The organism is Corynebacterium sp. MSK310, assembly GCF_030227355.1.
GTDB classification, from domain to species: Bacteria; Actinomycetota; Actinomycetes; order Mycobacteriales; family Mycobacteriaceae; genus Corynebacterium; species Corynebacterium rhinophilum.
Map to the genome: position 1 here is coordinate 26,413 of NZ_JASPFZ010000005.1, position 21,093 is coordinate 47,505.

The window sequence follows — 21,093 nt, forward strand, 5'->3', positions numbered from 1 at the left end:
CCTACCACTTTATATGGTGAACATCACGTATCCACTAGAAAAACGACGCGCTTGTCTCGGATTGCAGACGCACCCCCGCTGGGAGAAAGCTTTAGAGCTCCTCGGCCTGGAATTGCATGCTCGGGTGGGCGAAAGCGTCTTGGGCCTGAATGAGCTGCAGCTCAGTGGATTCTGCTTCATACGTCGTGCGCAGAAGCTCGTAGACGGAAGACGCGGTACGGCGCAGCGCTTCTTTCACGTCATGGGTTTCAACGTAGTGGCCGGTAAACAGCGCGGCGGTCACGTCGCCGGAGCCGTTGCGCTTAAACGGCAACAACGGGGTGGAGAGCAAGAAAGCGCGCTCACCGTCAACGGCCAGCATCTCGATCTGATCCGCAGGGGTTTCCGGGCGCTTTACGGAGGTAACCAATACCGTCTTCGGACCCATTTCCTGCGCCTTCTTCACCGCCGCCAAGGTCTCGTCCAAGGTGCTGACCTCGGTATCGGTCAGATAGCCCAGCTCAAATTGGTTAGGAGTGATGATATCGGCAACCGGCACCACGCGGTCGCGCAGCAGCGGCGGGATGTCATCGGAAACGAAACAGCCCGACTTCGCATTACCCATCACGGGGTCGCAGGCGTACAGCGCCTTGGGGTTGACGGCCTTGATTCGGCGAACGGTGTCCACGATGGCATCGGCAATATCGGAGCCGCCCTGGTAGCCAGAAAGGATGGCGTCGATACCTTCAAAAGCACCGCGCTTTTCGATGCCATCGATGATCGACGTGACATCGCTGGCCGGAATCATCGGTCCGCCCCAGTCACCGTATCCGGTGTGGTTGGAGAAGTTCACCGTGTGCACGGGCCATACTTCGTGGCCGGCGCGCTGGAGGGGAAAGACGGCCGCGGAATTTCCCACGTGGCCGTAAGTGACGTGAGACTGAATGGAAAGGATAGTCATAGCTATCCATTGTGCTACTGACTGTGCACAGAGACAAAGGAACGGGCGAAATTATTCTTGGAGTTCCTCGTCCTTTGGCTCCCCGATGGCCGGAATTCCGCCGCCGGGTACCTGTTCATCGAGGCGGGCTCGCTCGGCGGCATCGGGAAAGGCCTTCGGGCCCGAGGGCTTTGGCTGGTAGCTTTTCCCGCGAGCGGTGAGGTCATCGTACCAATCCGCCAGCAGCTCATTCTGCCGGGCAAACATTTCCTTTTCCTCCGCCGCGGTGGCGTGATCGTAGCCCAGCAAGTGCAGGCAGCCGTGCACCGTCAAAAGCGCGAGCTCGTGCCCGAGCGAATGCCCGGCGGCATCGGCCTGGCGGAGGGCAAACTCGGGGCACAATACGATATCGCCAAGCATGGCAGGTCCCGGATCGGCGGCATCGGGGCGCCCGCCACCAGAAGTGGCGCCGGGGGTGAGCTCATCCATGGGAAAACTCATCACATCGGTAGGGCCTTCCAAGTCCATCCAACGGATGTGCAGATCCTCGATGGATTTCAGGTCCACGCAGGTAATGGTGCATTCCGCATCGGGGTTGATATCCATGGCGCCGAAGGCATAGGAGGCGACATCGATCAGCATCTCCTCGTTGACGCCATCAAAACCCGACTCATTGAGAAATTCGATACTCACTTATTCCCCTTCGTATTCCGCAGCCTTTTTATTATCAAAGGAATCATAAGCATCCACGATGCGGCCCACCAGCTGGTGACGCACCACGTCTTGGGCGCTGAGATCCGCAAAGTGGATATCATCCACGTTATTGAGGATCCGCCGCACGATACGCAGACCGGAAATCTGGCCGCGCGGGAGATCCACCTGGGAGATATCGCCGGTGACCACGATGGTGGAACCAAAGCCCAGGCGGGTCAAAAACATCTTCATTTGCGCCGGCGTGGTGTTTTGCGCCTCATCAAGGATGACAAATGCATCATTGAGCGTGCGCCCGCGCATATACGCCAGCGGGGCGACCTCGATGATGCCGGCATCCATAAGCTTGGGGATCATCTCTGGATCGAGCATGTCTCGCAGCGCGTCATAAAGCGGGCGCAGATACGGGTCAATCTTGTCATTGAGCGTACCCGGCAAAAAGCCCAGGTTTTCGCCCGCCTCAACCGCCGGACGGGTAAGAATAATGCGCGAGACCTGCTTATTTTGCAGGGCCTGCACGGCCTTCGCCACCGCCAGATAGGTCTTTCCTGAACCGGCCGGGCCAATGCCAAAGACCACCGTATTATTGTCGATGGCCTGCACATATTCGGATTGCCCCACCGTCTTGGGACGGATCGACTTGCCTCGGCGCTTGACGATGTCCGCCGCCATCGCCGCCGCTACCGACTGCGGCGCCTCCACGGCCACCATGTCCATGGTGTGCTTTACCGTATCGGTGGATACGGCATGGCCGCGCCTGGCGATGGCCTCGAGCTCGTCGAGGATCTTCGCCGCGCGGGCTACCTCGTAATCGGGGCCGGTGACGGTGACAATATTGCCCCGGGCAAAAAGGTCCGCATCGAGGCGGTCATTGAGCACGCGGAGGTTATCGTCCGCGCTGCCCAATACGCTGCTGACATACGCGGAATCGATCTCACATTTCTTGGTGATGATAGGCACGTCTAATAGGCTACCAGCGCTCAGTCCGCATGCCGATAGCCGCCAAAGCCACCATCGCCGCGCTGGCGGTGCGCAAAACCTCTGGGCCCAATTTGATGGGAACGGCCCCGGCCTCGCACAGTGTTGTCAGCTCTTCTTCCCCTATGCCGCCCTCGGGGCCGACCAAGAGGAAGACCTCGCCGCGCAGGTCCACCTCGCGGATGGATTCGGTGGCTTCCTCGTGTAGGACTAATACGCTCGCCGATTCTGCGCGCTCTGTCAGTTCCACAACCAATTGGCGGGTGGTCAGCGGACCGCGAACCTGCGGGATGCGGTCTCGCCGGGATTGCTTTGCGGCTGCTTCAGCGGCGGCCTGCCATTTGGCGACGGCCTTCGGAGCCTTCTTCCCATCCCACTTAGCCACGCAGCGATCCGCCTGCCAGGCGATGATCTCATCCGCCCCAGCTTGGGTAGCCAGGTCAACGGCCAGCTCAGCGCGCTCGGATTTAGGGATCGCCTGCACCACCGTTACCCGCGGATTCGGCTCGGGGATGTGGGTAACGGACTCGACGGTGCCGGCTAAGCGGTCCTTGCCCGAGGTCTCGGTAACGGTGAGGGTGAGGCGGATACCGGTGCCATCGATAAGCGCTAGCTTCTCCCCCTGTTGCATCCGCTTGACCGTCACGGCATGGCGCGCCTCGGGCCCCGACAGCGTGATGCTGTCTCCGGCCTCGGCGGCGGAGAGATCCGGGTGGATGAAGACGGGCAGCGACATTAGCGGCGGAACTTATCGCGCAGGCGGGTAAAGAAGGAGTCTTCCTGCCCGTCGCTGGCGGTGCGCACACGGGCGCCCTCATCGCGGGTATTGCGGATCTTTTCCAGCGCCTCGCGGCTCTTGCGGTCCAAGTCCTTGGGAACGACCACGTCCACGTGGGCAAACAGGCTGCCGTAGCCATCGGTGCGCAGGCGTGGCATGCCCGCGCCTTCGACCTTGATGGACTCGCCTGGCTGGGTGCCCGGCTCGATATCGATGGTGAGCTCTTCGCCATTGAGTTGATCGATGGTGAAGTTGGTGCCCAGCGCAGCATCGATCATCGGCACGTGCACGGTGACGTTCAGGTCATCCGCATTGCGCTGGAAAACCTCGTGTTCTTGGGTGTGTACCTCCACGTAAAGGTCACCTGCGGGTCCGCCGCCGTGGCCGACCTCGCCCTGGGAGGCCATGCGGATGCGCATGCCATCGTTAATGCCGGCCGGGATAGAGACCGTAAGATCGCGACGCTTTTTCACGCGGCCATCGCCGGCGCACTGGTTGCAGGGATCCTCAATGATTTCGCCAAAGCCCTGGCACTTCGGGCACGGGCGGCTGGTCATCACGTTGCCCAAGAAGCTGCGCTGCATCTCCTGGATTTCGCCCATGCCGTTGCAGTTATCGCAGGTAACAGGCTTGGACTTGGAGTTCGAGCCGGTACCGCCGCAGGAATCGCACAGCACCGCGGTATCAACGGTAACCTTCTTCTTTAGACCGGTATAGGCCTCTTCCAGGCTAATGCGGGTGCGCAGGAGGGCGTCGTTGCCAGGCTGCACGCGCGACTTAGGTCCGCGGGATCCGCCGCCGGCGCCACCGCCGAAGAACTCGGCGAAGATATCGCCTAAGCCTCCGCCGCCGAAGCCGCTAAATCCGCCGGCACCGGCGCCGCCACCGCCGCCTTGCTCCATGGGATCGCCGCCCATATCGACGATCTGGCGCTTTTGCGGATCCAGCAAAACTTCTTGGGCTACCGAGGCCTCACGAAATTTCTCCGCCGCTGCCTCATCATCCGGGTTCACATCCGGGTGATACTTGCGGGCCAGCTTGCGGTACGCCTTCTTAATTTCCTGGTCCGTTGCGTCCTTATCAACACCGAGGATGCCGTAATAGTTACGAGCCACTGTTAGAGATATTCCTTCTCGATCGTCTTGTTGGTATTACCTTGAAAAAATTTATGTAGCGACCGGCTAGTCTACCCGCACTACTCGCCGGCCAAAATTTCGCTTACGTATTGTGCAACAGCAGAGACCTTAGAGATTGTTCCCGAATAGTCCATAAACGTCGGACCCACCACACCAAGGCCGCCCAGCGTCGCCACCTGTCCCCCGGTTCCAAAGCCATAGCCGGCGGCCACGACGGAGGCATCACGCAGTTGATCCTCTTCGTTTTCGTCTCCAATCACCACGGAAACATTGCCCAGATCCGGCACCCGCGCCAACAATTTCAGGACGACGACCTGTTCTTCTAAAGCCTCGATAATTTTGGGCAGGCCTTCTGGGAATTCGCGGGCGACGCGGGTGAGGTTGGAGGTCCCCGCCATAATCAGGCGATCAGAAGGCTGTTCCACCAAGGTTTCAATGAGCGTGGTCGCCACCTTGAGTACGTGGTGGCGGATATCTAGAGGAGCGTCATCGACGAGGTGGGCGAGCTCCACGGAGGCATCAGTAAGCGTTTTGCCCACCAGCGCATTATTGACGATGTCCCGCAGGCGATACGTCTGGTCTTGGTCAATGACCTCATCCAGTTCCACGTTTCGTTGATCCACGCGGCCATTATCCGTAATCAGCACGAGCAGCACCCGCACCGGAGATAGCGTGACCACCTCGCAGTGCTTAACGCGCGAGACCTTCAAATTAGGCAGCTGCACCACGGCCGCCTGCTCCGTGACCTGGGCCAACAGCTGCACGGAGCGGCGAAGGACATCTTCGAGGTCTACCCCGCCTTCCAGGAAGTTCAGCATCGCTTTGCGCTCAGGGGTAGAAAGCGGCTTAACCTCGTGGAGAGAATCAACGAACTGCCGGTAGCCCTGCTGCGTGGGAACGCGCCCTGAGCTGGCATGCTGCTGCGAAATCAGACCCTGAGATTCCAGCACAGCCATGTCATTGCGGATGGTCGCGGAAGAAACGCCCAGCCGGTAGCGCTCTACCAGCGTTTTGGAACCGACGGGTTCTTGGGAGGCAATGTAATCCGCAACGATGGCCCGCAGGACCTCCTTGCGGCGGGCATCAGTTGAGGTGGACACTTCTCAACGCTCCTATTCTCTGCGGGTTAGTTTAAGTCGATGTACCGGCGTCTCTCTATAAATACAGCGTAAATCCAGTGCCAATCTTAAAAGTCTAACAAGAATAAGCCCGAATAAGAGGTTTTGGTGGTTCAGGGGAAAATATAAGAACTTTCTGACGGCGGCTAGGACTCTTCGGCGATGAGGAGATCGGAGACAATGCCATCGGCAAGCAGGCGCCCGCGCTTGGTCACGCGCACGCGCTGGCCGGCGCGCTCGAGCAGGCCGCGGTCGATGAATCCCTCCAATGCAGGGGCTGCGTGGGCATCGAGCCAGGATTCTGGGATGCCCTCGCGCAGGCGCAGGCCGAGCATCACCTTTTCCATGTGGCGATCTGCCCCCGTTAGGGTTTCACTGTCTTTGATGGGCAGCTCACCGTTTCCTATCGTTTGGATATAGCGGTTGGGGTGCTTGACGTTGTAAAAGCGCTCGTCGCCTAGGTGGGAGTGGGCACCGGGACCTGCGCCCCACCAGTTGCCGTCCACCCAATAAATGCGGTTGTGCTCGCATTCTCCGCCGGGCAGCGACCAATTGGAGACCTCGTACCACTCGAATCCGGCGTTTTCCAGAGTGGAGGAAATCATTTCGTAGCGCCGGGCCAGCACGTCCTCATCCGGAGCGGGCAACAGTCCCTTATTCACCTTGCGGGCCATACGGGTGCCGTCTTCTACGATGAGCGAGTACGCGCTGACGTGGTCGACGCCGGTCTCGAGCACGCGGTCCAAGGTCTCGCGGACGTTATCGTCGGTTTCGGTGGGTGTGCCGTAAATCATGTCGAGGTTAACGTGCTGGAAGCCGGCAGCACGGGCCTCGCGCGCGGCGTCGAAGGCGCGCCCGGGGGTGTGGGCGCGCTCGAGCACCTGGAGCACGCTGTGCGAGGCGGACTGCATGCCGAGGCTGATGCGGTTAAAGCCGGCATCGGCAAGCGCGGCAAAGTACTCCGGCGAGGTGGACTCCGGGTTGGACTCGGTGGTGACCTCGGCACCTGGGCTAAGCCCAAAAGTAGAGCGCACCGTATCCAGGATGCGGCTCAGGCCCTGGCCTCCCAAGAGCGAGGGGGTGCCGCCGCCGATGAAAACCGTATCCGCGGTGCGTCCCACGCGGCCAGCCGCCATCTCCAGCTCCTTGTCTAGGGCGTCGAGGTACGGTCCGGTGAGATCGCGCGGGCTGCCCAACTCGCCGGGGGTATAGGTATTGAAATCGCAATAGCCGCAGCGGGTGGCGCAAAAGGGAACGTGGATATACAGCCCGAATGGTTCAGTCATGAATCAAACCCTAATAGGCGGGGAACAAAATGGCCGAAATGGGTGTTAAATATGTAGTATATTGCCAACTTCCCGCGTATAGAAAGGTACCTTCAGTGGAGCCTCCCAGTCGATGTCCCCGCCACCTTATAGGCGGTGGGGAGTAACTCATGTTATCGGCTATTTTGATGATCCTGGCTGGCTTTGTCGTCATCGGAATCATCATCGTCGCGAACGCTTATTTCGTGGCGCAAGAGTTTTCATTCATGTCTGTGGACCGCACCCAATTGCGGTCCATGGCCGCTGAAGGTGATAAATCCGCCCAGCGCGCGCTCGACATCACCAAGCGCACCTCTTTCATGCTTTCCGGTGCGCAGCTCGGCATTACCATTACCGGCCTGCTCATTGGTTATGTGGCAGAGCCCCTAGTGGGCCAGGGCCTTGGCGTGCTGCTCGGCGGCGTAGGCATTCCCACCGGCGTATCCGTGGCTATCGGCACCATCGCGGCGCTGTTTATTTCCACCATCGCCACGATGCTTTTCGCGGAGCTCTTCCCCAAGAACTACACCATCGCCGCGCCCATGAAAACGGCGCTGCGCTTGGCCGCGTCCACGCAGTGGTATCTGCGCATTTTCGGCTGGCTCATCCGCTTTTTCGAGTACTCCTCCAACGCGATTTTGAAGCTATTTCGCATCGAGCCGGTAGAAGACGTCGATTCTTCCGCAACAGCCGATGACCTCGAATCCATCGTCGATTCCTCGCACGAAACCGGCGTTTTGGATGAGGATACTTATATGGTCTTGGACCGTTTGCTCGACTTTCCAGAGCACGACGTCGAGCACGCCATGATCCCCCGCTCCCGCGTGGACGTGATCGACCCAGGCACCACCTTGGGTGAGGTGCGCGAATTGATGTCTGAAAACCACACGCGCTACCCCGTCATCGATGATGAGCACAATCCCATCGGCGTGGTGCATCTTTTCGATGTCCTTGGCTCCGATCTCCCTGCTGCCACTAGCGCTACTGCCATCATGCGCGAGCCCTTGGTAGTTCCGGAGCTTATGCCGCTTCCTGATGTCGTCGATGAACTGCGCGGCGAGGAACAAAAGCTGGCCTGCGTCATCGATGAGTACGGCGGATTTGTCGGCATCGTCACCATGGAGGACTTGGCCGAAGAGATCTTGGGCGATGTCACCGATGAGCACGATATCGAGGAAACTGAAGAAATCACCGAGCAGGACGAATCCCACTGGCTTGTCGATGGCGATACGCCGCTGGATGAAATCGAGCGCGCCATTGGCCACGATCTTCCAGAGGGCGATTTTGAAACCATCGCCGGCCTGCTCATCGCACATGCCGGCGCCCTGCCAGAGGTAGGCGAGATCCACACCATCGACCTAGAGGCCGAGCCGGACGACTGGGTGGATCATGACGAAGCACCGACTCGCTCCATTCGCATGCGCGTGGATGATGTAGACCGCCACGTGCCATCCTCCCTGGCCATCGAACTCATTGAGGAATACGTTCATGACAGCGAAGAAGAAGAGGAGGAGGCATAATGACCGATACGTGGTGGTTCAACCTCATCGTCACGCTGCTCATTATTGCGGCTTCCGGCTTCTTCGTGGTCATCGAGTTTTCCCTCATGGGCTCGCGCCGCAACCGGCTTGAAGAAAACGCGGAATCCTCGCGCACCGCCCGCGCCGGCCTGCGCTCGCTCAATGAGCTGACCATCATGCTGGCGGGCGCGCAATTGGGCATTACCGCCGCCACCTTCGTGCTCGGTGCCGTGACCAAGCCCTGGGTCCATCACCTTTTGATGGCCCCGCTGGAGGCCCTTGGCCTGCCGCTGGGCATTGCCGATGTCGCCAGCTTCATCCTCGCCCTGTTCATCGTCACCTTCCTGCACTTGGTACTGGGTGAAATGGCGCCCAAGTCTTGGGCCATTGCGCACCCAGAATCCGCCCTGCAGGTCATTGCCATCCCCGCCCGCGGATTCGTGTGGGTCTTCCGCCCGCTGTTGAAGTGGATTAACACGATGGCCAATAAATTGGTAGCCATGACGGGTGAGGAACCGGTCGATCGCGCCGGTGCCGCCGGCTACGACGCCGAGACGCTGCGCACCTTGGTCGAGCACTCCCGCGAGACCGGCGCGCTCGACGATAATTCTGCTAACCAGATTTCCGATGTCATCGAGCTCGAGAACTCCACGGTAGGCGCCATGGCGCGCGCCCACGGCTCAGAGGTAGTGCCGCTGCCTTCCGATGCCACGGTGGAACAGCTCCAAGAGCTCGTCCTGCGCAAAAACATTATGCGCGTGCTCGTCTTCCCCAAGGATTCCCGCGTGCCCCGCGTGGTGCACGTGCGCGATACCCTCTTGGCCAATCCCGATACCCCAGTCCTCGAGTTTTCCCGCGACCCGATTTCCGTCTCTTCTGCCACCACCGTGCAAAAGACTCTCGATCACATGCGCGCCCGCAATGAGCAGCTCGTGGTCGTAGGCAAAGCGGACAAAGACAAGGCCGTGTGGATCCTTACCTGGGATGACATCATGGGCCAGCTGTGGCCGCAGATTACCGAGCAGCTGGACAAGGTCACCCCTCCCCCTGCGGTATAGCGTCCTCACCGAAACCAACCAGTCCCGTTGGTTTCGGTACCTAATAGTTTTATAAACAAAATTCAAAAGATAAACAAGCGTACACAAGCGCGGTGTTTTACACTTGGGCTATGACCCACCGGAAGAATCCGTTTACCGCCACGCTTGGAGCCACGCCTCCCTACCTAGCCGGCCGTAAAGACTCCATTGAGGAGTTCGCTTATGCCTTAGACGATGGCCCCGGATCCCATGAACGTATTTCTCTCGTCGTGGGTCCACGCGGTATCGGCAAGACGGTGTTGCTCAATGCTTTCGAAGACACCGCGTCAGATCGCGGTTGGCGCATCCTTAATGACACGGCATCTGCCGGTTTTGCAGAGCGGCTCCGAGCTGAAATTATTAATACCCTTCAACTCAACCGCACAGCGCTAAAAGGTTTCAACCTGCACCTTTTTCAATTAGGCATCGGGATGGAATGGGATCCAAGGACATTATCCGCGGAATCTTATCCCTTAAGAAGGGCTTTGAAAGACCTTCTCCATGCGCAGCGCGAACTCGACCGGATTTCCCACGGCGAGCCCACCGGGGTGCTCATTACGTTGGATGAAATGCACCACCAGCGCAGTGATGAGGTCATCGATTTTGGTGCTACCATCCAGCACCTCGTGCGAGAAGGGGAAAATATTGCCGTGGTCATGGCAGGGATCCCTTCCTCGATTAAACCGCTTTTAGCCAGCCAGGATGACTCTAATCCTGTCACTTTTCTCCGCCGTGCGAACCGTATTGAATTGGACCGAGTGGCGGATACGGACGTCCGGAAGGCACTCAAGGCTCCCGTAGAAGAAACAGAGGTTAATTGGGACAAGGACGCGCTGAATTCTGCCGTATCCGCTTGCCAGGGATACCCCTTTATGATTCAGCTCGTCGGCCTATGGGCTTTCCGCCACCGAACAGACAATACGATTTCGGTGGACGCTGCGCAGGAAGGCATTTCCAAAGCACGACGAAAGCTAGGGCAGCTAATCCATGAGCCCGCCCTAGCGGAGCTTTCCCCCATCGATCGGACATTCCTGCTCCATATGGCGCAAGACAATGGCCCCTCATCCATGAGTGATATCACGGCCCGCCTAGGAAAAAGCTCGCAATATGCATCCAATTACCGCCGCCGCTTGCTTGACTCGGAATTAATCGAGATACCAGCCAGTGGCCAAGTAGACTTTGCCCTGCCCTACCTTCGAGATTATTTGCGCGAGCATGCCGCTAGCTTGGTAATCGATTCGTACTAATCGAGCTCAGTCGCGCAACCCACCCATAGCGCGGGTGTGGATAACTTAAGCTCGTGGCGCCACTCGAGCACCACGGTTCACACTTAGTGAAGATTCAACGAGAACTCCACAGCCTCGCGCGCATTCGGGTAGCAGGCATCGTGCGCCTCATATGTGCTCGGGGTCATGAGCAAAGCACTAACTAATATTCCTTCCATCCGGCACAACCATCCCACCTTCGGCCGCGACCTCGATAACGGCACCTACCTCAAGCTCGCACCCCGCATCGCGGTACACCGCGACCATTACCACGGTTTGAGCCTATCCTCCCAGCTGCGCCTGCGCGCCATCGCCGCCGCCCGCAGCGCTTATACCGCGGTGCTCATCTCTAAGTCCGCCGCCCGCGTCCACGGGCTATGGGTGCTTGCCTCCGCGGAAGAAAAGGTGGAAATGGCCCTTCCCCATAACTCTTTGCCAAATAAGGACCGGCGCCATCCAGAACGCATTTACCGCAAAACGAAATTACCCGAACCGATGCTGGTGCATGGCTCCCGCACCGTTTCGCCAGCCCGAGCTGTGATCGATATCGCCCGATTCCACGGTTTTCGCGAAGGCCTCATTGCCGCCGACTCTGCCTTGCGGGCAGGGATAACGAAGAAGAAACTCAGGCAGGAGTTCGCGCGGATGGGCAGGGTGCGCAATAGCGCGGTCGTCCGGGACGTGATCCACCACAGCTGCGCCGCCTCCCCGTCTCCCCTTGCTTCCTTTGCCCGCGCCCTGCTCATCCAGGCGGATTTTCCGTGGCCAATGTTTTTCGAGGTTCAGTACACTGCCCTTCCCGGCATTACCGCGAAGTTGTGTATCAATAAGACCTACATCATCGACATCACTGAACCGAACGATGACCATACGGCCGGGGCTTCTTCCACAGCGGTCGGGAGGCCAGACGACGCCGCGGCCACCACGATGCCAACGAAGCCGCGGGACCAAACCGGCCAATCCCACGAAAAGCGCCTGCACGATGCGGGTTTTACCGTCATACGATTTTCCCCGCGCCAGTTAGTACAGCACCCGGGACGCTTCATCTCTGAGGTCACTGCCACTATCTCTGCGCGCCAGAACGCGGTACGCACCCAGCGATCCTGCCACTAAGTTATTGCCGGTGGCGCCCGAGCTATCAACAGATTCGCGGAATGGTCATTTACAAATGAAACGGCCACCGAGAGAGGGAATCTCGGTGGCCGCTAAAATCCCCTTGCTTTAAGCAAGGAAGTCTAAAGGATTTATGCAGTTGTGGCCCTGCGTGCCGCCTCGCGCTTGGCGCGGACCTTTTCCACGACCGCGGCAATGCGGGCGCGTTCTTCCAGAAATTGCGGCGGGTTATGCCCGCGCATGGAGCGCACGTACGCCGGGTGTGTATCGAGCACGGTGTGCTTCCATGCCTGCACGGCAATGAGAGCGGATTCCCCTGTGCACTTATAAAGGTGAGGCAAGGACACCATGTCGAGGTTGCGGGCTACGGCATCGGTTTGCGCCAGCACGTATTCCACGACCTCGCGGAGGTAATCTGCTACCGCCTGTGTGCGCTGGCGCAGCGCCTCTGCCAGTTCGTGCACGACGATGGGCTTGGCAATGGGATAGCGCTCATCCAATAGGCGCGGGGTGAGCTGCTCCGGCTCCTCCGCATCATTCGCGCCGGAGGGAGCGGCAGAAATGGTTCCCGAACGCACGCCGGACACTAGCGCTTGGCGAAGCCCAATTAGCTCACCCACGCAGCGCCCCGAGTCCACGCGGGCATCGTCGACGATATCGCCGAGTTCTGCCAGGCAATCCATGGATAGTTCCTCATCCCAATCCTCGATTGCTTCAATAAGGTGCTCGAGGTATTCCGCGACTTCGTCGCCGATATTATAAATCTCCTGGGTGAGCTCGCGGTGACGCAGCTCGGCGGCGATCTTCTGCATAGGCTTCGAGCCACTCCTTCCGCGGTTTTCTTTTTCTAACCTCTAGTAGAGGTTGAGGTTTTCGGCGACGACTCATGACTCTATGCCAGATCGCCCACCGCGAGAGCGCGACACTCCGAAGCGTTTCACAGGTTTATGGCAGGTTCGCGCTTGCGCCATTGTGACCTGCAAGAAGGAAAACACCCGGGGAATAAAATCCCCGGGTGTACCCGTTTGGGCTCTTTCTAGCGCTTGTAAATGTGCTCAATAGCGCTGGCATAGCGTTGGGCCACCACGTTGCGCTTGACCTTCATCGTTGGGGTGAGCTCATTTTCATCCTCAGTAAGGTCGCTTTCTAGGATGTAGAACTTCTTGATGCCCTCCGCATGGGAGACCGTGGAGTTCACCTTGTTGACGGCGTCTTGCACCTCGGCGCGCAGGGTGGCGTCGGTAGCGATATCGCTCATGGAGCGGTTTTCTGGGATATTGTGGTCCAATTTCCACCGCTTGAGAATATCCGGGTCCAAGGTGATTAGTGCTCCCACGAACGGCTTGCCATCGCCTACGACCATGGCCTGCGAAATCAGGGGGTGGCCGCGCAGAATATCCTCCATCGGGCCAGGCGATACATTCTTGCCGCCCGCGGTGACAATCAAGTCCTTCTTGCGGCCGGTGATGGTGAGCTTGCCATCATCGTCGATTTCCCCCAAGTCACCGGTGTTGTACCAGCCATCCTCGAAGGCTTCCTCCGTGGCCTCGGGGTTATTCCAATACCCTTGGAAGACCATGCCACCCTTGATACAGACTTCGCCGTCATCGTTAATACGCATGGTCACCCCGCCCAGCGGCGGTCCGACGGTACCAATGGATTGGTCCAAGTAGTCCACGGCCGCGGCCGCAGCGGTCTCGGTCAAGCCATAGCCTTCATAAACGAGAACTCCGATGCCGCGGAACCAGTGCAATAAATCGTGGCCCATCGCGGAGCCACCGGTAATGCAGTACCGAACATTGCCGCCCACGCCCTGGCGGATGGTGGAATAGACCAGCTTGTCAAAGAGCTTGTGCTTAATTTTCAGCAGGTGGTCTGGGCCTTCCGGCGTATCGAGCGCCTTGGAGTACTCGATGGCAATCTTTTCGGACTGCTCAAAAAGGAAGCTCTTGATGCCAGAATCCGCAGCCTTAGAGGCCGCGGAGTTGCGGACCTTTTCAAATACGCGCGGCACGCCCAAAATCACGTTGGGGCGAGAGCGGGCGAACTCGATGGAGATGGTGGAAAAATCGGACCAGTGATTCTGCGAAGCACCGCGAATAGCCACGGCAATCGATACGGCACGGGAAAAAACGTGGGCCAAGGGCAAAAATGTCAGGGTATGGCTACCCGGCACGGCGAATACGCCGATGGGATTGGTGGTCAGCGCCCTAGCTTCCGAGAGCCAATTCCGGTGCGTCAGGATGCAACCCTTCGGCCGACCGGTGGTGCCGGAGGTATAAACCAAGGAGGCAAGATCATCGGTATTGGTGGCGGCAATGCGCGCAGATACCTCGTCGGTGCCAACGCTGCGGCCTTCGAATTTCAAGGTATCAATGGCGGAGGAGTTAATCTCCAATACGCGCCGCAGCTGCGATGGCGAGCCTTTTAGGTTTGGTTCCCCGTCGTCTTGTAGGACTAAGTTTTCTACCAATTCGGAGTGCTCGCGGGTTTCGGTAATTGCAAGCACTGCCCCGGAGTCCTCGATAATCCAGCGCACCTGGGAGGCAGATGAGGAAGGATAGACCGGAACCGATGCCGCGCCGGCTGCCCAAATGGCGTAGTCCAGCAGGGACCATTCGTAACGGGTAGCAGAAATGAGGGCAATGCGATCGCCCTGCTTCACGCCTAGCGCGATTAAGCCTTGAGCTACTTCAAAAACCTCATCAATAAATTCTTTTCCGGTGACATTAACCCACTCGTAATTAGCTGGGCGCGTAAACATCACGCCGTGCGGGCGCTTCTTCGCGGTATCCATCAGGGCGGTGAGGCAGGTTTCCCCCGGCTCAATGGTAAATTCCGCCGGAGTGTGCACTTGTTGCAGGGTCACGCGATGTCCTTTCGCACAGCTAATAATAATCTGTGCCTACTGTACCAACCGGATGGCGAATCAACGCGTTTCACCCACGATCGAAGTGGTAATTATTCAGGGCTTATAGCACCAGAGCGGTCCATTTATTGGAGTAATCCACCAATTTGCCCTAGGGCCACAGGCTGCCGATTAGCGCAACGATGAGAACCAACGCAATCATGGACCACAGCGTGAGCGAGACCCGGGATTTAGGCAGAGAGCGTTTGCGGCGAACGGGCTGGGAGGTGCCGACAACCGGCGTAGTTGCGGCGCGCTCATCTTTTTTGCGCTCTGGATCCCACAGGCCTTCGCGGGGATCTACCGGCTGGATCCTATCCGAGCTGGCGCCGGGTACGTCGCCGCTCGCTGCGTTATCGCCCGCGTCCTCCGAATGTTGATCAGCCATGGTCTTTTACTGTAGTGCCGCGATTGCGAAACTGGGAAATTAGGCCGGCGCTGCGGTCTACGGCCCACATCAGGCACCAGGCCAGCCCAATCATGATGGGAACCACGATGATTACCACGATGATCATCTGTACCCACACGGGCGCCTGCACCAAGAACTGCGAAAATGCGCTGCTCACGTCAGTCAACCACTCCATGGGTTCTTATATTACTGCCCCACGGTAATCTGGCAGGTATGTCGAGCGCACAGATACCCGTCACCATTGCCACCCCATCTGGACGTATCACCGGCTTTAGCCGCGATGGCCTCTCCTATTTTCATTCGCTGCGCTTTTGCGAAATACCTAGCCGCTTTGCCCCAGCGCGGCCGCTGGAAAAACCCCTCGACCAGGATGCACGCACACCGCAACCGGATGAGGTAGCACTCAGCATCACCGCCCCCGACAACGCTGCGGATTGCCCCGTGGTGGTCTATATCCACGGGGGAAGCTTTGAAGGCGGCTCGCATGAGGACGAGCGGGTGCCAGGCACGGTGACGGCCCGCAAGGGCATCATCCAAGTCCGGGTGGGCTACCGCGTGGGCCTGGCCGGTTTTGCTCGCTTTGCTGACGATGAAGCGGACCGCTACCGCGGCATCGATGACTGCGTGCTGGCTTTGGAGTGGTTACAGGACAATATCGAATCCTTTGGCGGGGATAAAACGAATATCACCCTGGTAGGCCAATCCGCCGGGGCGGCGATTAGCCTGTGGCTTGCCCGGCGCGATCACTACCGCGGTGCTTTTCGGCGCGTCCTCGCCCTATCGCCTGCCTATCCCCGCGATACCTTTGAGCACCGCGTGGCGGGATTGCACAGGTGCCTGTCGGTACCCATCGAGCCCAATGCCCTGGAATCGCTGTCGCCCGAGGCACTAGAAAAGGGCTATAAAAAGTTCCGCAAGAAGCACCGCTATGACTTGGCCCTCGGCCCGGCACCAATGCAGGCATCTGAATTGGCGGATATCCCCATCGTGGTGAGCTCCACCCGGGATGAGTTTTACGATCTTCCAGCCGGCAAGCGCATCGATAATATGGCCCTGGGCAAGTTTATTTGTAACTACCTTTCCCAGCGCTTCGGCTTCCCACACGGGCGCTACACGCAATGGCGCCAGCTCGCGCAGTACGTGGACCCGGACCGCCTCATGGGCCGGATGATAGGCGATTCCCTCGTTCGCCGCTGGACGGCGCAGGTAGCCTCCGGCGCTCCGGGGCCTACCTGGATGATGGAGTTTACGAGGAAGCTTAAGCCGGCGTTGCACTGCGATGAGCTCTACCCGCTCTTCGGCACCGACTGCGAGCTGAATGAGTGGCTCTGCCACTTCGCCACCACAGGGGAGCCGGGTTTCCCCCGCTATGGCAGCGACCACCGCGTGCTCGAATTTGATTTGGATACCGGGGATCGGCGCATTGCCTATGCCACCTTGGATTACGTGGCCGCGGCGTTTTATGAGGAAGACTAACTGCTGCTGTGCCTATGCCTGAAGCGCCGTGCGCAATTCGGCTTCCGCCAGTTCCTCGCACATCCACGGGCTAAATACCGCCGGCACGGCATCGGCCGCGGTGATGAGGCGGGTTGGCTCGACCCACTCCCAGGAGTCGACCTCGTCCGGGTTCGGCTGCCACTGCGCCTGGGAATCGAGCTCTATGCAGTAGACGGGGCAGATTTCATTTTCCACCAGGCCGGAGGAATCTACCGCGCGGTAGGAAAAGGTGGGCAGCACCTCGCGCAGGTTGGACAGCGCGTCTGCCGGAATCCCTAACTCGAATTCGGCGCGGCGAATGACGGCATCGGCAGTCGACTCCCCCGGACCAGGATGCCCGCAGAAGGAATTGGTCCACACGCCGGGCCAGGTTTGTTTGCTCAGCGCCCGACGGGTGATGAGTACTTTTCCTTGGCAGGTAACCCACGCGGAAAAGGCAAAGTGCAAGGCAGTGTCGGTGGTATGCACCTCGGATTTGAGGGCAGTACCAATGGCTTTTCCATCAGCACCCGCCAGGACTACCCGTTCCGTCATAGGTTCAGATCCCCCACCCACGTGACGTTTCCAATGTGTAGGCGGGCATTCCAGAGGTTGCCCGGTGCGACATCGTAACGATATTGCAGGTTAACCGCGGCACCCGCGCCCAGCGGGTGATCGAGGCCCGGGGGTTCCACGCCAGGCGCGGAGTTCTCGTCAAACGGCAGGGCTTTTACCTTAGACCAACCGCCATTTCCGTCGGCGCGCTCGAGGACGGGGTCGTCGAAAGCATCGGTGGGCAGGGCCATTTCGTTTTCGTTCTTGAGCAAAATGGTCACCACGGAACCGCCGGAATTACTATCCGTATAAACCCCCTGCAGCTCCCAGCTGACGCCGAGGCCGACATCTTTCACCGGGCTCGCCAGGTTGGAAGTAACTTCCTTATCGTCGGTGTCTTCCGCTTGATAAGGCGCTTCTTCCGAGCTGGAGACGGTGATATTGTCCCCCAAACCGGTCTCTTCCGGCTGGAGAATGCTACATCCGGCCAGGGTCACGGCGAGAAGGCTGACCACGCCTGCGCCTAAAGTGTGAGAAATTTTCACCGTGGATGGATCCTTTGCACGCGAAGATAACTTTATTTCTGCACAGATACCTTAGCCGAAAGCCCGCCCAAGGTATGCATCTGGGCTGCGCGCCGTGGCGTGTGGTATACTGGACTGTCTCTTTTAGGTACTCTCCCTCCACGCGTCTTTGAATTGAGCAACCCTCTATGAAATCCCTCGTACGCATTACCCGCAGCGCTTCTGCCCTGTGGCCCTATTATCTCGGCGTGTTGCTCGCAGCGACGGTCACCGCCGTCCTTGCGTTGATTTCACCCTTTTTCACCAGGGAAGCCACCGACATCATCGTTGAGGCGCTCCAAACAAGCGAGCCGCTTGGCGATGCCCTGCGTGCCGTCCTCTTCCTCGCCCTCGCCCTTTTCCTGGCCGATGCCGCCAATGCCTTATTCCGTAATATCGGCGGCTACATCGGCGATGTCATGGTCTCGCTCTTGCGCCAGATTTTATCCAACCGCTACTTTGCCAAGCTCTTGGCGCTGCCGCAGGGCTATTACGATAATCAGGTCACCGGCACCATCATCGCCCGGCTGGATCGCTCCATCGCGAATATCACGCAGTTTATCCAGTCCTTTGCCAATAACTTTTTCACGATGATCATCCAGACCATCGCGGTATTAGCCATTACCGCTTGGTATTACTGGCCGCTGACCATTTTATTGGCGCTGCTTTTCCCCATTTATATGTGGCTGACCGCGCTGACCTCGAAGCGCTGGCAAAAATTTGAGGCCATTAAAAACGAAAACATCGACCAAGCCAATGGCCGCTTCGCCGAGGTCATAGGCCAGGTCAAGGTCACCAAGTCCTTCGTCGCCGAATCCCGCGAGTTGGACCACTTTGCCCAGCGCTATGGCACCGTGGTCGATACCACGCGTCCACAGTCCCGCTGGTGGCACATGATGGATACTTTCCGCGGCATCGCCATGGCCGTAATCTTTTTAGGGATCTATGCGGTCATCTTCTGGCGCACCCTCGAAGGCCACTTTTCCATCGGCGATATGGTCATGCTCTTGCAGATGGTCACCATGGCCAAGCAACCCCTCTTCATGATGAGCTTGATGATCGATACGGCCCAGCGCGCTATCGCCGGCTCGCGCGACTACTTCAAGGTCATGGAAGAAGACCTAGAGCCCACCGCCTCGCGCGAGCTGGTCGCCGCTATCACGGATTCCGGCACCCCCGAGCTCAACCTCACCCCCATCACCCCATTAGAGCCAACGCCCGGCGCGCCGGTCTTTGCCTTTGATGACGTCTCCTTTGCTTATGAAGAAGGAAAGCCCGTCGTCAACAACATCTCCTTTACCGCCCACGAGGGCCAGAAGGTCGCGCTCGTGGGTGAATCGGGCGGCGGTAAATCCACCCTGGTCAACCTGCTGCTGGGCCTGTATCACCCCTCGGCTGGCCACCTCGATGTGCTGGGGCACCGCGTCGATGACCTCACTGCGTCTCGCTTGCGCGCCTCTGTTGGCGTGGCTTCCAGGAGTCTTACCTCTTTTCGGGCACCATCCGCGACAATATTGCCTATGGCAAGCCTGGGGCCACGGAGGAAGAAATCGTAGACGTCGCCAAGCGCGCCAATGCCCATGACTTCATTGAGGCCTTCCCGGATGGTTATGACACGGTCATCGGTGAGCGCGGGCTAAAACTTTCCGGCGGGCAGAAACAGCGCGTTTCCGTTGCGCGCGCCATGCTGAAAGATGCCCCTATCTTAGTGCTCGATGAGGCCACCTCCGCGCTTGATACCAAGGCCGAACGCGCCGTCCAAGCAGGCCTGGATGAGCTGATGAAGGACCGGACCACGCTGATTATTGCGCACCGCCTATCCACCATCGCGGATGTCGATACCATCATCACCCTCGAGGCAGGGCGGATCGATGAAATGGGCTCGCCTGCCGAACTCGCGCAATCCGGCGGCATTTATGCCGAGCTGCTCAAACTCACCCAATCCAGCTCCGCGGCGGACCGCCGCCGGCTGAAAAAGTACGGCTTTGTCACCGGCACCAACTCCCACAGCCAGCACGGCGAAGAAAGTGAATAAATCCACTGGGACTGCTGCGCTTAAAGCGTTAAGCTTGTGTGCATGCAGTTTCCTAGCCTAGAAGAGTTGCAAGCCCGCGGTACCCGCAAGTGGACCGTCTTTGATGAGGACATCCTCCCGCTGTGGATCGCGGAGTCCGATTTCCCCACCGCCCCCGCCGTCAAAAAGGCGCTGCAGGAGATGGTGGATAATGAAACCTTCGGCTATACCCCCTCCCCCAAGGCCTCGGGGCTGCGCGAGGCAGTCGCCGATTTCTATGCGGAGCGCTACGACTGGCGCCCCAATGCCGATCACATCTTCTGGATAGGCGATGTCGTCCGCGGCCTCTTGCTCGGCGTGCAGTACTTTACCCGCGATGATTCCCCCGTCATCGTGCCCGTACCCTCCTACCCACCGCTGCTCGAACTCCCCCGCACGGCGGGGCGCGAGAAGATCGAAACCAGCCTCGAGCTAGATGAAATCGAGCAAGCCTTCAAAGACGGCGCCGGTTCGATTCTCTTGGCCAACCCCTATAACCCGCACGGCCACGTCTTGTCGGAGGACTACCTCCGCGGGTTGGTGGAGTTGGCGGAGAAATACGATGGCCGCATCTTGGCCGATGAGATCCATGCCCCGCTGGTTTATGAAGGAAAGCATATTCCGGTGGCATCGCTAAGCGAGGAAGCAGCGCAGCGCACCATTACGGTCACCGCCACCTCCAAGGCCTTTAATACCGCGGGCCTCAAGTGCGCGCAGATTATCTTTTCCAATGCCGCCGATGCCCAGAAGTGGAACGGGCTTACCGGCGTGGCCAAAGACGGCACCGGCACCTTGGGCGTGCTTGCCGCCGAGGCCGCCTACCGCCACGGCGGGGGCTTCTTGGACGAGGAAATCGAGTACCTGCGCGAGACCCGCGACTGGCTGGTAGAAGAATTGCCACAGCGCATCCCTGGACTGAAGACTACGCAGCCCCAAGCCACTTACCTGTTGTGGCTGGACTTTTCCGATACCGCCATCGCCGGCAATCCGCAACCTGCCAAGTGGCTGCGCGAAAACGCCCGCGTGGCCCTCAACGAGGGCGATACCTTCGGCACCGGTGGCCCAGGTCATGCGCGGTTGAACTTCGCCACTTCCCGCGAAATCTTGAGCGAGGCACTCGACCGCATGGAAAAGGCCTTCGCCGAGCTCGACTAGTTCCCAGCCACCCTTTCTCCTCGCCCCATCGCACACGCGATGGGGCATTTATTGTA

At 59.0% G+C, this 21,093-nt stretch carries 19 protein-coding genes and 1 pseudogene; 7 read left to right on the forward strand and 13 right to left on the reverse strand.

Annotation, left to right across the window (positions count from 1 at the left end; translation table 11 throughout):
- Window positions 1-91: 91 nt before the first annotated feature.
- The 7 genes from pdxY to hemW all read right to left on the reverse strand — a co-directional run bounded on the left by pdxY (window position 92) and on the right by hemW (window position 6,926).
- Window positions 92-940: a pyridoxal kinase PdxY gene (gene pdxY, locus QP891_RS05505; RefSeq protein ID WP_284770273.1), complete on the reverse strand. Its 849-nt coding sequence runs from the start codon at window positions 938-940 to the stop codon at window positions 92-94.
- A 51-nt stretch (window positions 941-991) separates the two neighbouring features.
- The gene (ybeY, locus tag QP891_RS05510) at window positions 992-1,612 is read right to left on the reverse strand and encodes an rRNA maturation RNase YbeY (protein ID WP_284770272.1); all 621 of its coding nucleotides are present in this window, start codon (window positions 1,610-1,612) and stop codon (window positions 992-994) included.
- Window positions 1,613-2,590, reverse strand: coding sequence for a PhoH family protein (locus QP891_RS05515; protein WP_284770271.1), 978 nt, complete (start codon window positions 2,588-2,590; stop codon window positions 1,613-1,615). It abuts the gene before it with no gap.
- A gap of 10 nt (window positions 2,591-2,600) precedes the next feature.
- Window positions 2,601-3,344, reverse strand: coding sequence for a 16S rRNA (uracil(1498)-N(3))-methyltransferase (locus QP891_RS05520; RefSeq protein WP_284770270.1), 744 nt, complete (start codon window positions 3,342-3,344; stop codon window positions 2,601-2,603).
- Window positions 3,344-4,501, reverse strand: coding sequence for a molecular chaperone DnaJ (dnaJ, locus tag QP891_RS05525; RefSeq protein WP_284805854.1), 1,158 nt, complete (start codon window positions 4,499-4,501; stop codon window positions 3,344-3,346). Before dnaJ ends, QP891_RS05520 begins: the two co-directional genes overlap by 1 nt.
- Before the next feature lie 80 nt (window positions 4,502-4,581).
- Window positions 4,582-5,622: a heat-inducible transcriptional repressor HrcA gene (gene hrcA / locus QP891_RS05530; protein ID WP_284770268.1), complete on the reverse strand. Its 1,041-nt coding sequence runs from the start codon at window positions 5,620-5,622 to the stop codon at window positions 4,582-4,584.
- A 164-nt stretch (window positions 5,623-5,786) separates the two neighbouring features.
- Window positions 5,787-6,926 carry a radical SAM family heme chaperone HemW gene (gene hemW, locus QP891_RS05535; RefSeq protein WP_023023436.1) on the reverse strand — a complete coding sequence of 380 codons (1,140 nt, stop codon included), beginning with the start codon at window positions 6,924-6,926 and terminating at the stop codon, window positions 5,787-5,789.
- A gap of 149 nt (window positions 6,927-7,075) precedes the next feature.
- On the opposite strand from hemW, the gene QP891_RS05540 reads away from it, so the two are divergent.
- The 4 genes from QP891_RS05540 to QP891_RS05555 all read left to right on the forward strand — a co-directional run bounded on the left by QP891_RS05540 (window position 7,076) and on the right by QP891_RS05555 (window position 11,918).
- A complete protein-coding gene (locus QP891_RS05540; RefSeq protein ID WP_284770267.1) occupies window positions 7,076-8,464 on the forward strand; it encodes a hemolysin family protein in 1,389 nt (462 codons plus the stop codon).
- Entirely contained in the window at window positions 8,464-9,522 is a 1,059-nt protein-coding gene (locus QP891_RS05545; protein WP_284770266.1) for a CNNM domain-containing protein, read from the forward strand. The genes QP891_RS05540 and QP891_RS05545 overlap by 1 nt, the downstream gene beginning before the upstream one ends.
- A 110-nt stretch (window positions 9,523-9,632) precedes the next feature.
- Window positions 9,633-10,787 carry an ATP-binding protein gene (locus tag QP891_RS05550; RefSeq protein ID WP_284770265.1) on the forward strand — a complete coding sequence of 385 codons (1,155 nt, stop codon included), beginning with the start codon at window positions 9,633-9,635 and terminating at the stop codon, window positions 10,785-10,787.
- Window positions 10,788-10,952: 165 nt separating this feature from the next.
- On the forward strand, window positions 10,953-11,918 hold the full coding sequence (locus QP891_RS05555) for a hypothetical protein (protein ID WP_284770264.1): 966 nt from the start codon (window positions 10,953-10,955) through the stop codon (window positions 11,916-11,918).
- 131 nt (window positions 11,919-12,049) lie between these two features.
- Here QP891_RS05555 and QP891_RS05560 read toward each other — a convergent pair whose 3' ends face one another.
- The 4 genes from QP891_RS05560 to QP891_RS05575 form a co-directional block, all read right to left on the reverse strand.
- Entirely contained in the window at window positions 12,050-12,730 is a 681-nt protein-coding gene (locus QP891_RS05560) for a hypothetical protein (protein WP_005284226.1), read from the reverse strand.
- Window positions 12,731-12,954: 224 nt separating this feature from the next.
- Complete coding sequence (locus tag QP891_RS05565; RefSeq protein ID WP_284816984.1) at window positions 12,955-14,787, reverse strand: AMP-dependent synthetase/ligase; 1,833 nt, start codon at window positions 14,785-14,787, stop codon at window positions 12,955-12,957.
- Between the two features lie 151 nt (window positions 14,788-14,938).
- Entirely contained in the window at window positions 14,939-15,214 is a 276-nt protein-coding gene (locus QP891_RS05570; RefSeq protein WP_284770262.1) for a hypothetical protein, read from the reverse strand.
- Window positions 15,207-15,410 carry a hypothetical protein gene (locus QP891_RS05575; RefSeq protein ID WP_284816986.1) on the reverse strand — a complete coding sequence of 68 codons (204 nt, stop codon included), beginning with the start codon at window positions 15,408-15,410 and terminating at the stop codon, window positions 15,207-15,209. Before QP891_RS05575 ends, QP891_RS05570 begins: the two co-directional genes overlap by 8 nt.
- A gap of 38 nt (window positions 15,411-15,448) precedes the next feature.
- Between QP891_RS05575 and QP891_RS05580 the strand changes: the two genes are divergently transcribed.
- Window positions 15,449-16,711 carry a carboxylesterase family protein gene (locus tag QP891_RS05580; RefSeq protein WP_284770260.1) on the forward strand — a complete coding sequence of 421 codons (1,263 nt, stop codon included), beginning with the start codon at window positions 15,449-15,451 and terminating at the stop codon, window positions 16,709-16,711.
- A gap of 12 nt (window positions 16,712-16,723) precedes the next feature.
- On the opposite strand, the gene idi is transcribed toward QP891_RS05580, so the two are convergent.
- Both idi and QP891_RS05590 read right to left on the reverse strand, forming a co-directional pair.
- On the reverse strand, window positions 16,724-17,266 hold the full coding sequence (gene idi / locus QP891_RS05585) for an isopentenyl-diphosphate Delta-isomerase (RefSeq protein ID WP_284770259.1): 543 nt from the start codon (window positions 17,264-17,266) through the stop codon (window positions 16,724-16,726).
- The gene (locus tag QP891_RS05590; protein WP_284770258.1) at window positions 17,263-17,811 is read right to left on the reverse strand and encodes a hypothetical protein; all 549 of its coding nucleotides are present in this window, start codon (window positions 17,809-17,811) and stop codon (window positions 17,263-17,265) included. Before QP891_RS05590 ends, idi begins: the two co-directional genes overlap by 4 nt.
- 167 nt (window positions 17,812-17,978) lie before the next feature.
- On the opposite strand from QP891_RS05590, the pseudogene QP891_RS05595 reads away from it, so the two are divergent.
- Together QP891_RS05595 and QP891_RS05600 are read left to right on the forward strand one after the other, a co-directional pair.
- Window positions 17,979-19,864: pseudogene (locus QP891_RS05595) on the forward strand (ABC transporter ATP-binding protein).
- A 42-nt stretch (window positions 19,865-19,906) separates the two neighbouring features.
- The gene (locus QP891_RS05600; protein ID WP_284770256.1) at window positions 19,907-21,037 is read left to right on the forward strand and encodes a MalY/PatB family protein; all 1,131 of its coding nucleotides are present in this window, start codon (window positions 19,907-19,909) and stop codon (window positions 21,035-21,037) included.
- Window positions 21,038-21,093 lie beyond the last annotated feature (56 nt).

What these genes read in the sequence shown, in the direction of transcription:
- pdxY (WP_284770273.1), bottom strand. Translation starts at nt 940, where the DNA reads ATGACTATCCTTTCCATTCAGTCTCACGTCACTTACGGCCACGTGGGA.
- QP891_RS05520 (WP_284770270.1), bottom strand. Translation starts at nt 3,344, where the DNA reads ATGTCGCTGCCCGTCTTCATCCACCCGGATCTCTCCGCCGCCGAGGCC.
- hemW (WP_023023436.1), bottom strand. Translation starts at nt 6,926, where the DNA reads ATGACTGAACCATTCGGGCTGTATATCCACGTTCCCTTTTGCGCCACC.
- QP891_RS05540 (WP_284770267.1), top strand. Translation starts at nt 7,076, where the DNA reads ATGTTATCGGCTATTTTGATGATCCTGGCTGGCTTTGTCGTCATCGGA.
- QP891_RS05545 (WP_284770266.1), top strand. Translation starts at nt 8,464, where the DNA reads ATGACCGATACGTGGTGGTTCAACCTCATCGTCACGCTGCTCATTATT.
- QP891_RS05550 (WP_284770265.1), top strand. Translation starts at nt 9,633, where the DNA reads ATGACCCACCGGAAGAATCCGTTTACCGCCACGCTTGGAGCCACGCCT.
- QP891_RS05555 (WP_284770264.1), top strand. Translation starts at nt 10,953, where the DNA reads ATGAGCAAAGCACTAACTAATATTCCTTCCATCCGGCACAACCATCCC.
- QP891_RS05560 (WP_005284226.1), bottom strand. Translation starts at nt 12,730, where the DNA reads ATGCAGAAGATCGCCGCCGAGCTGCGTCACCGCGAGCTCACCCAGGAG.
- QP891_RS05570 (WP_284770262.1), bottom strand. Translation starts at nt 15,214, where the DNA reads ATGGCTGATCAACATTCGGAGGACGCGGGCGATAACGCAGCGAGCGGC.
- QP891_RS05575 (WP_284816986.1), bottom strand. Translation starts at nt 15,410, where the DNA reads ATGGAGTGGTTGACTGACGTGAGCAGCGCATTTTCGCAGTTCTTGGTG.
- QP891_RS05580 (WP_284770260.1), top strand. Translation starts at nt 15,449, where the DNA reads ATGTCGAGCGCACAGATACCCGTCACCATTGCCACCCCATCTGGACGT.
- idi (WP_284770259.1), bottom strand. Translation starts at nt 17,266, where the DNA reads ATGACGGAACGGGTAGTCCTGGCGGGTGCTGATGGAAAAGCCATTGGT.
- QP891_RS05600 (WP_284770256.1), top strand. Translation starts at nt 19,907, where the DNA reads ATGCAGTTTCCTAGCCTAGAAGAGTTGCAAGCCCGCGGTACCCGCAAG.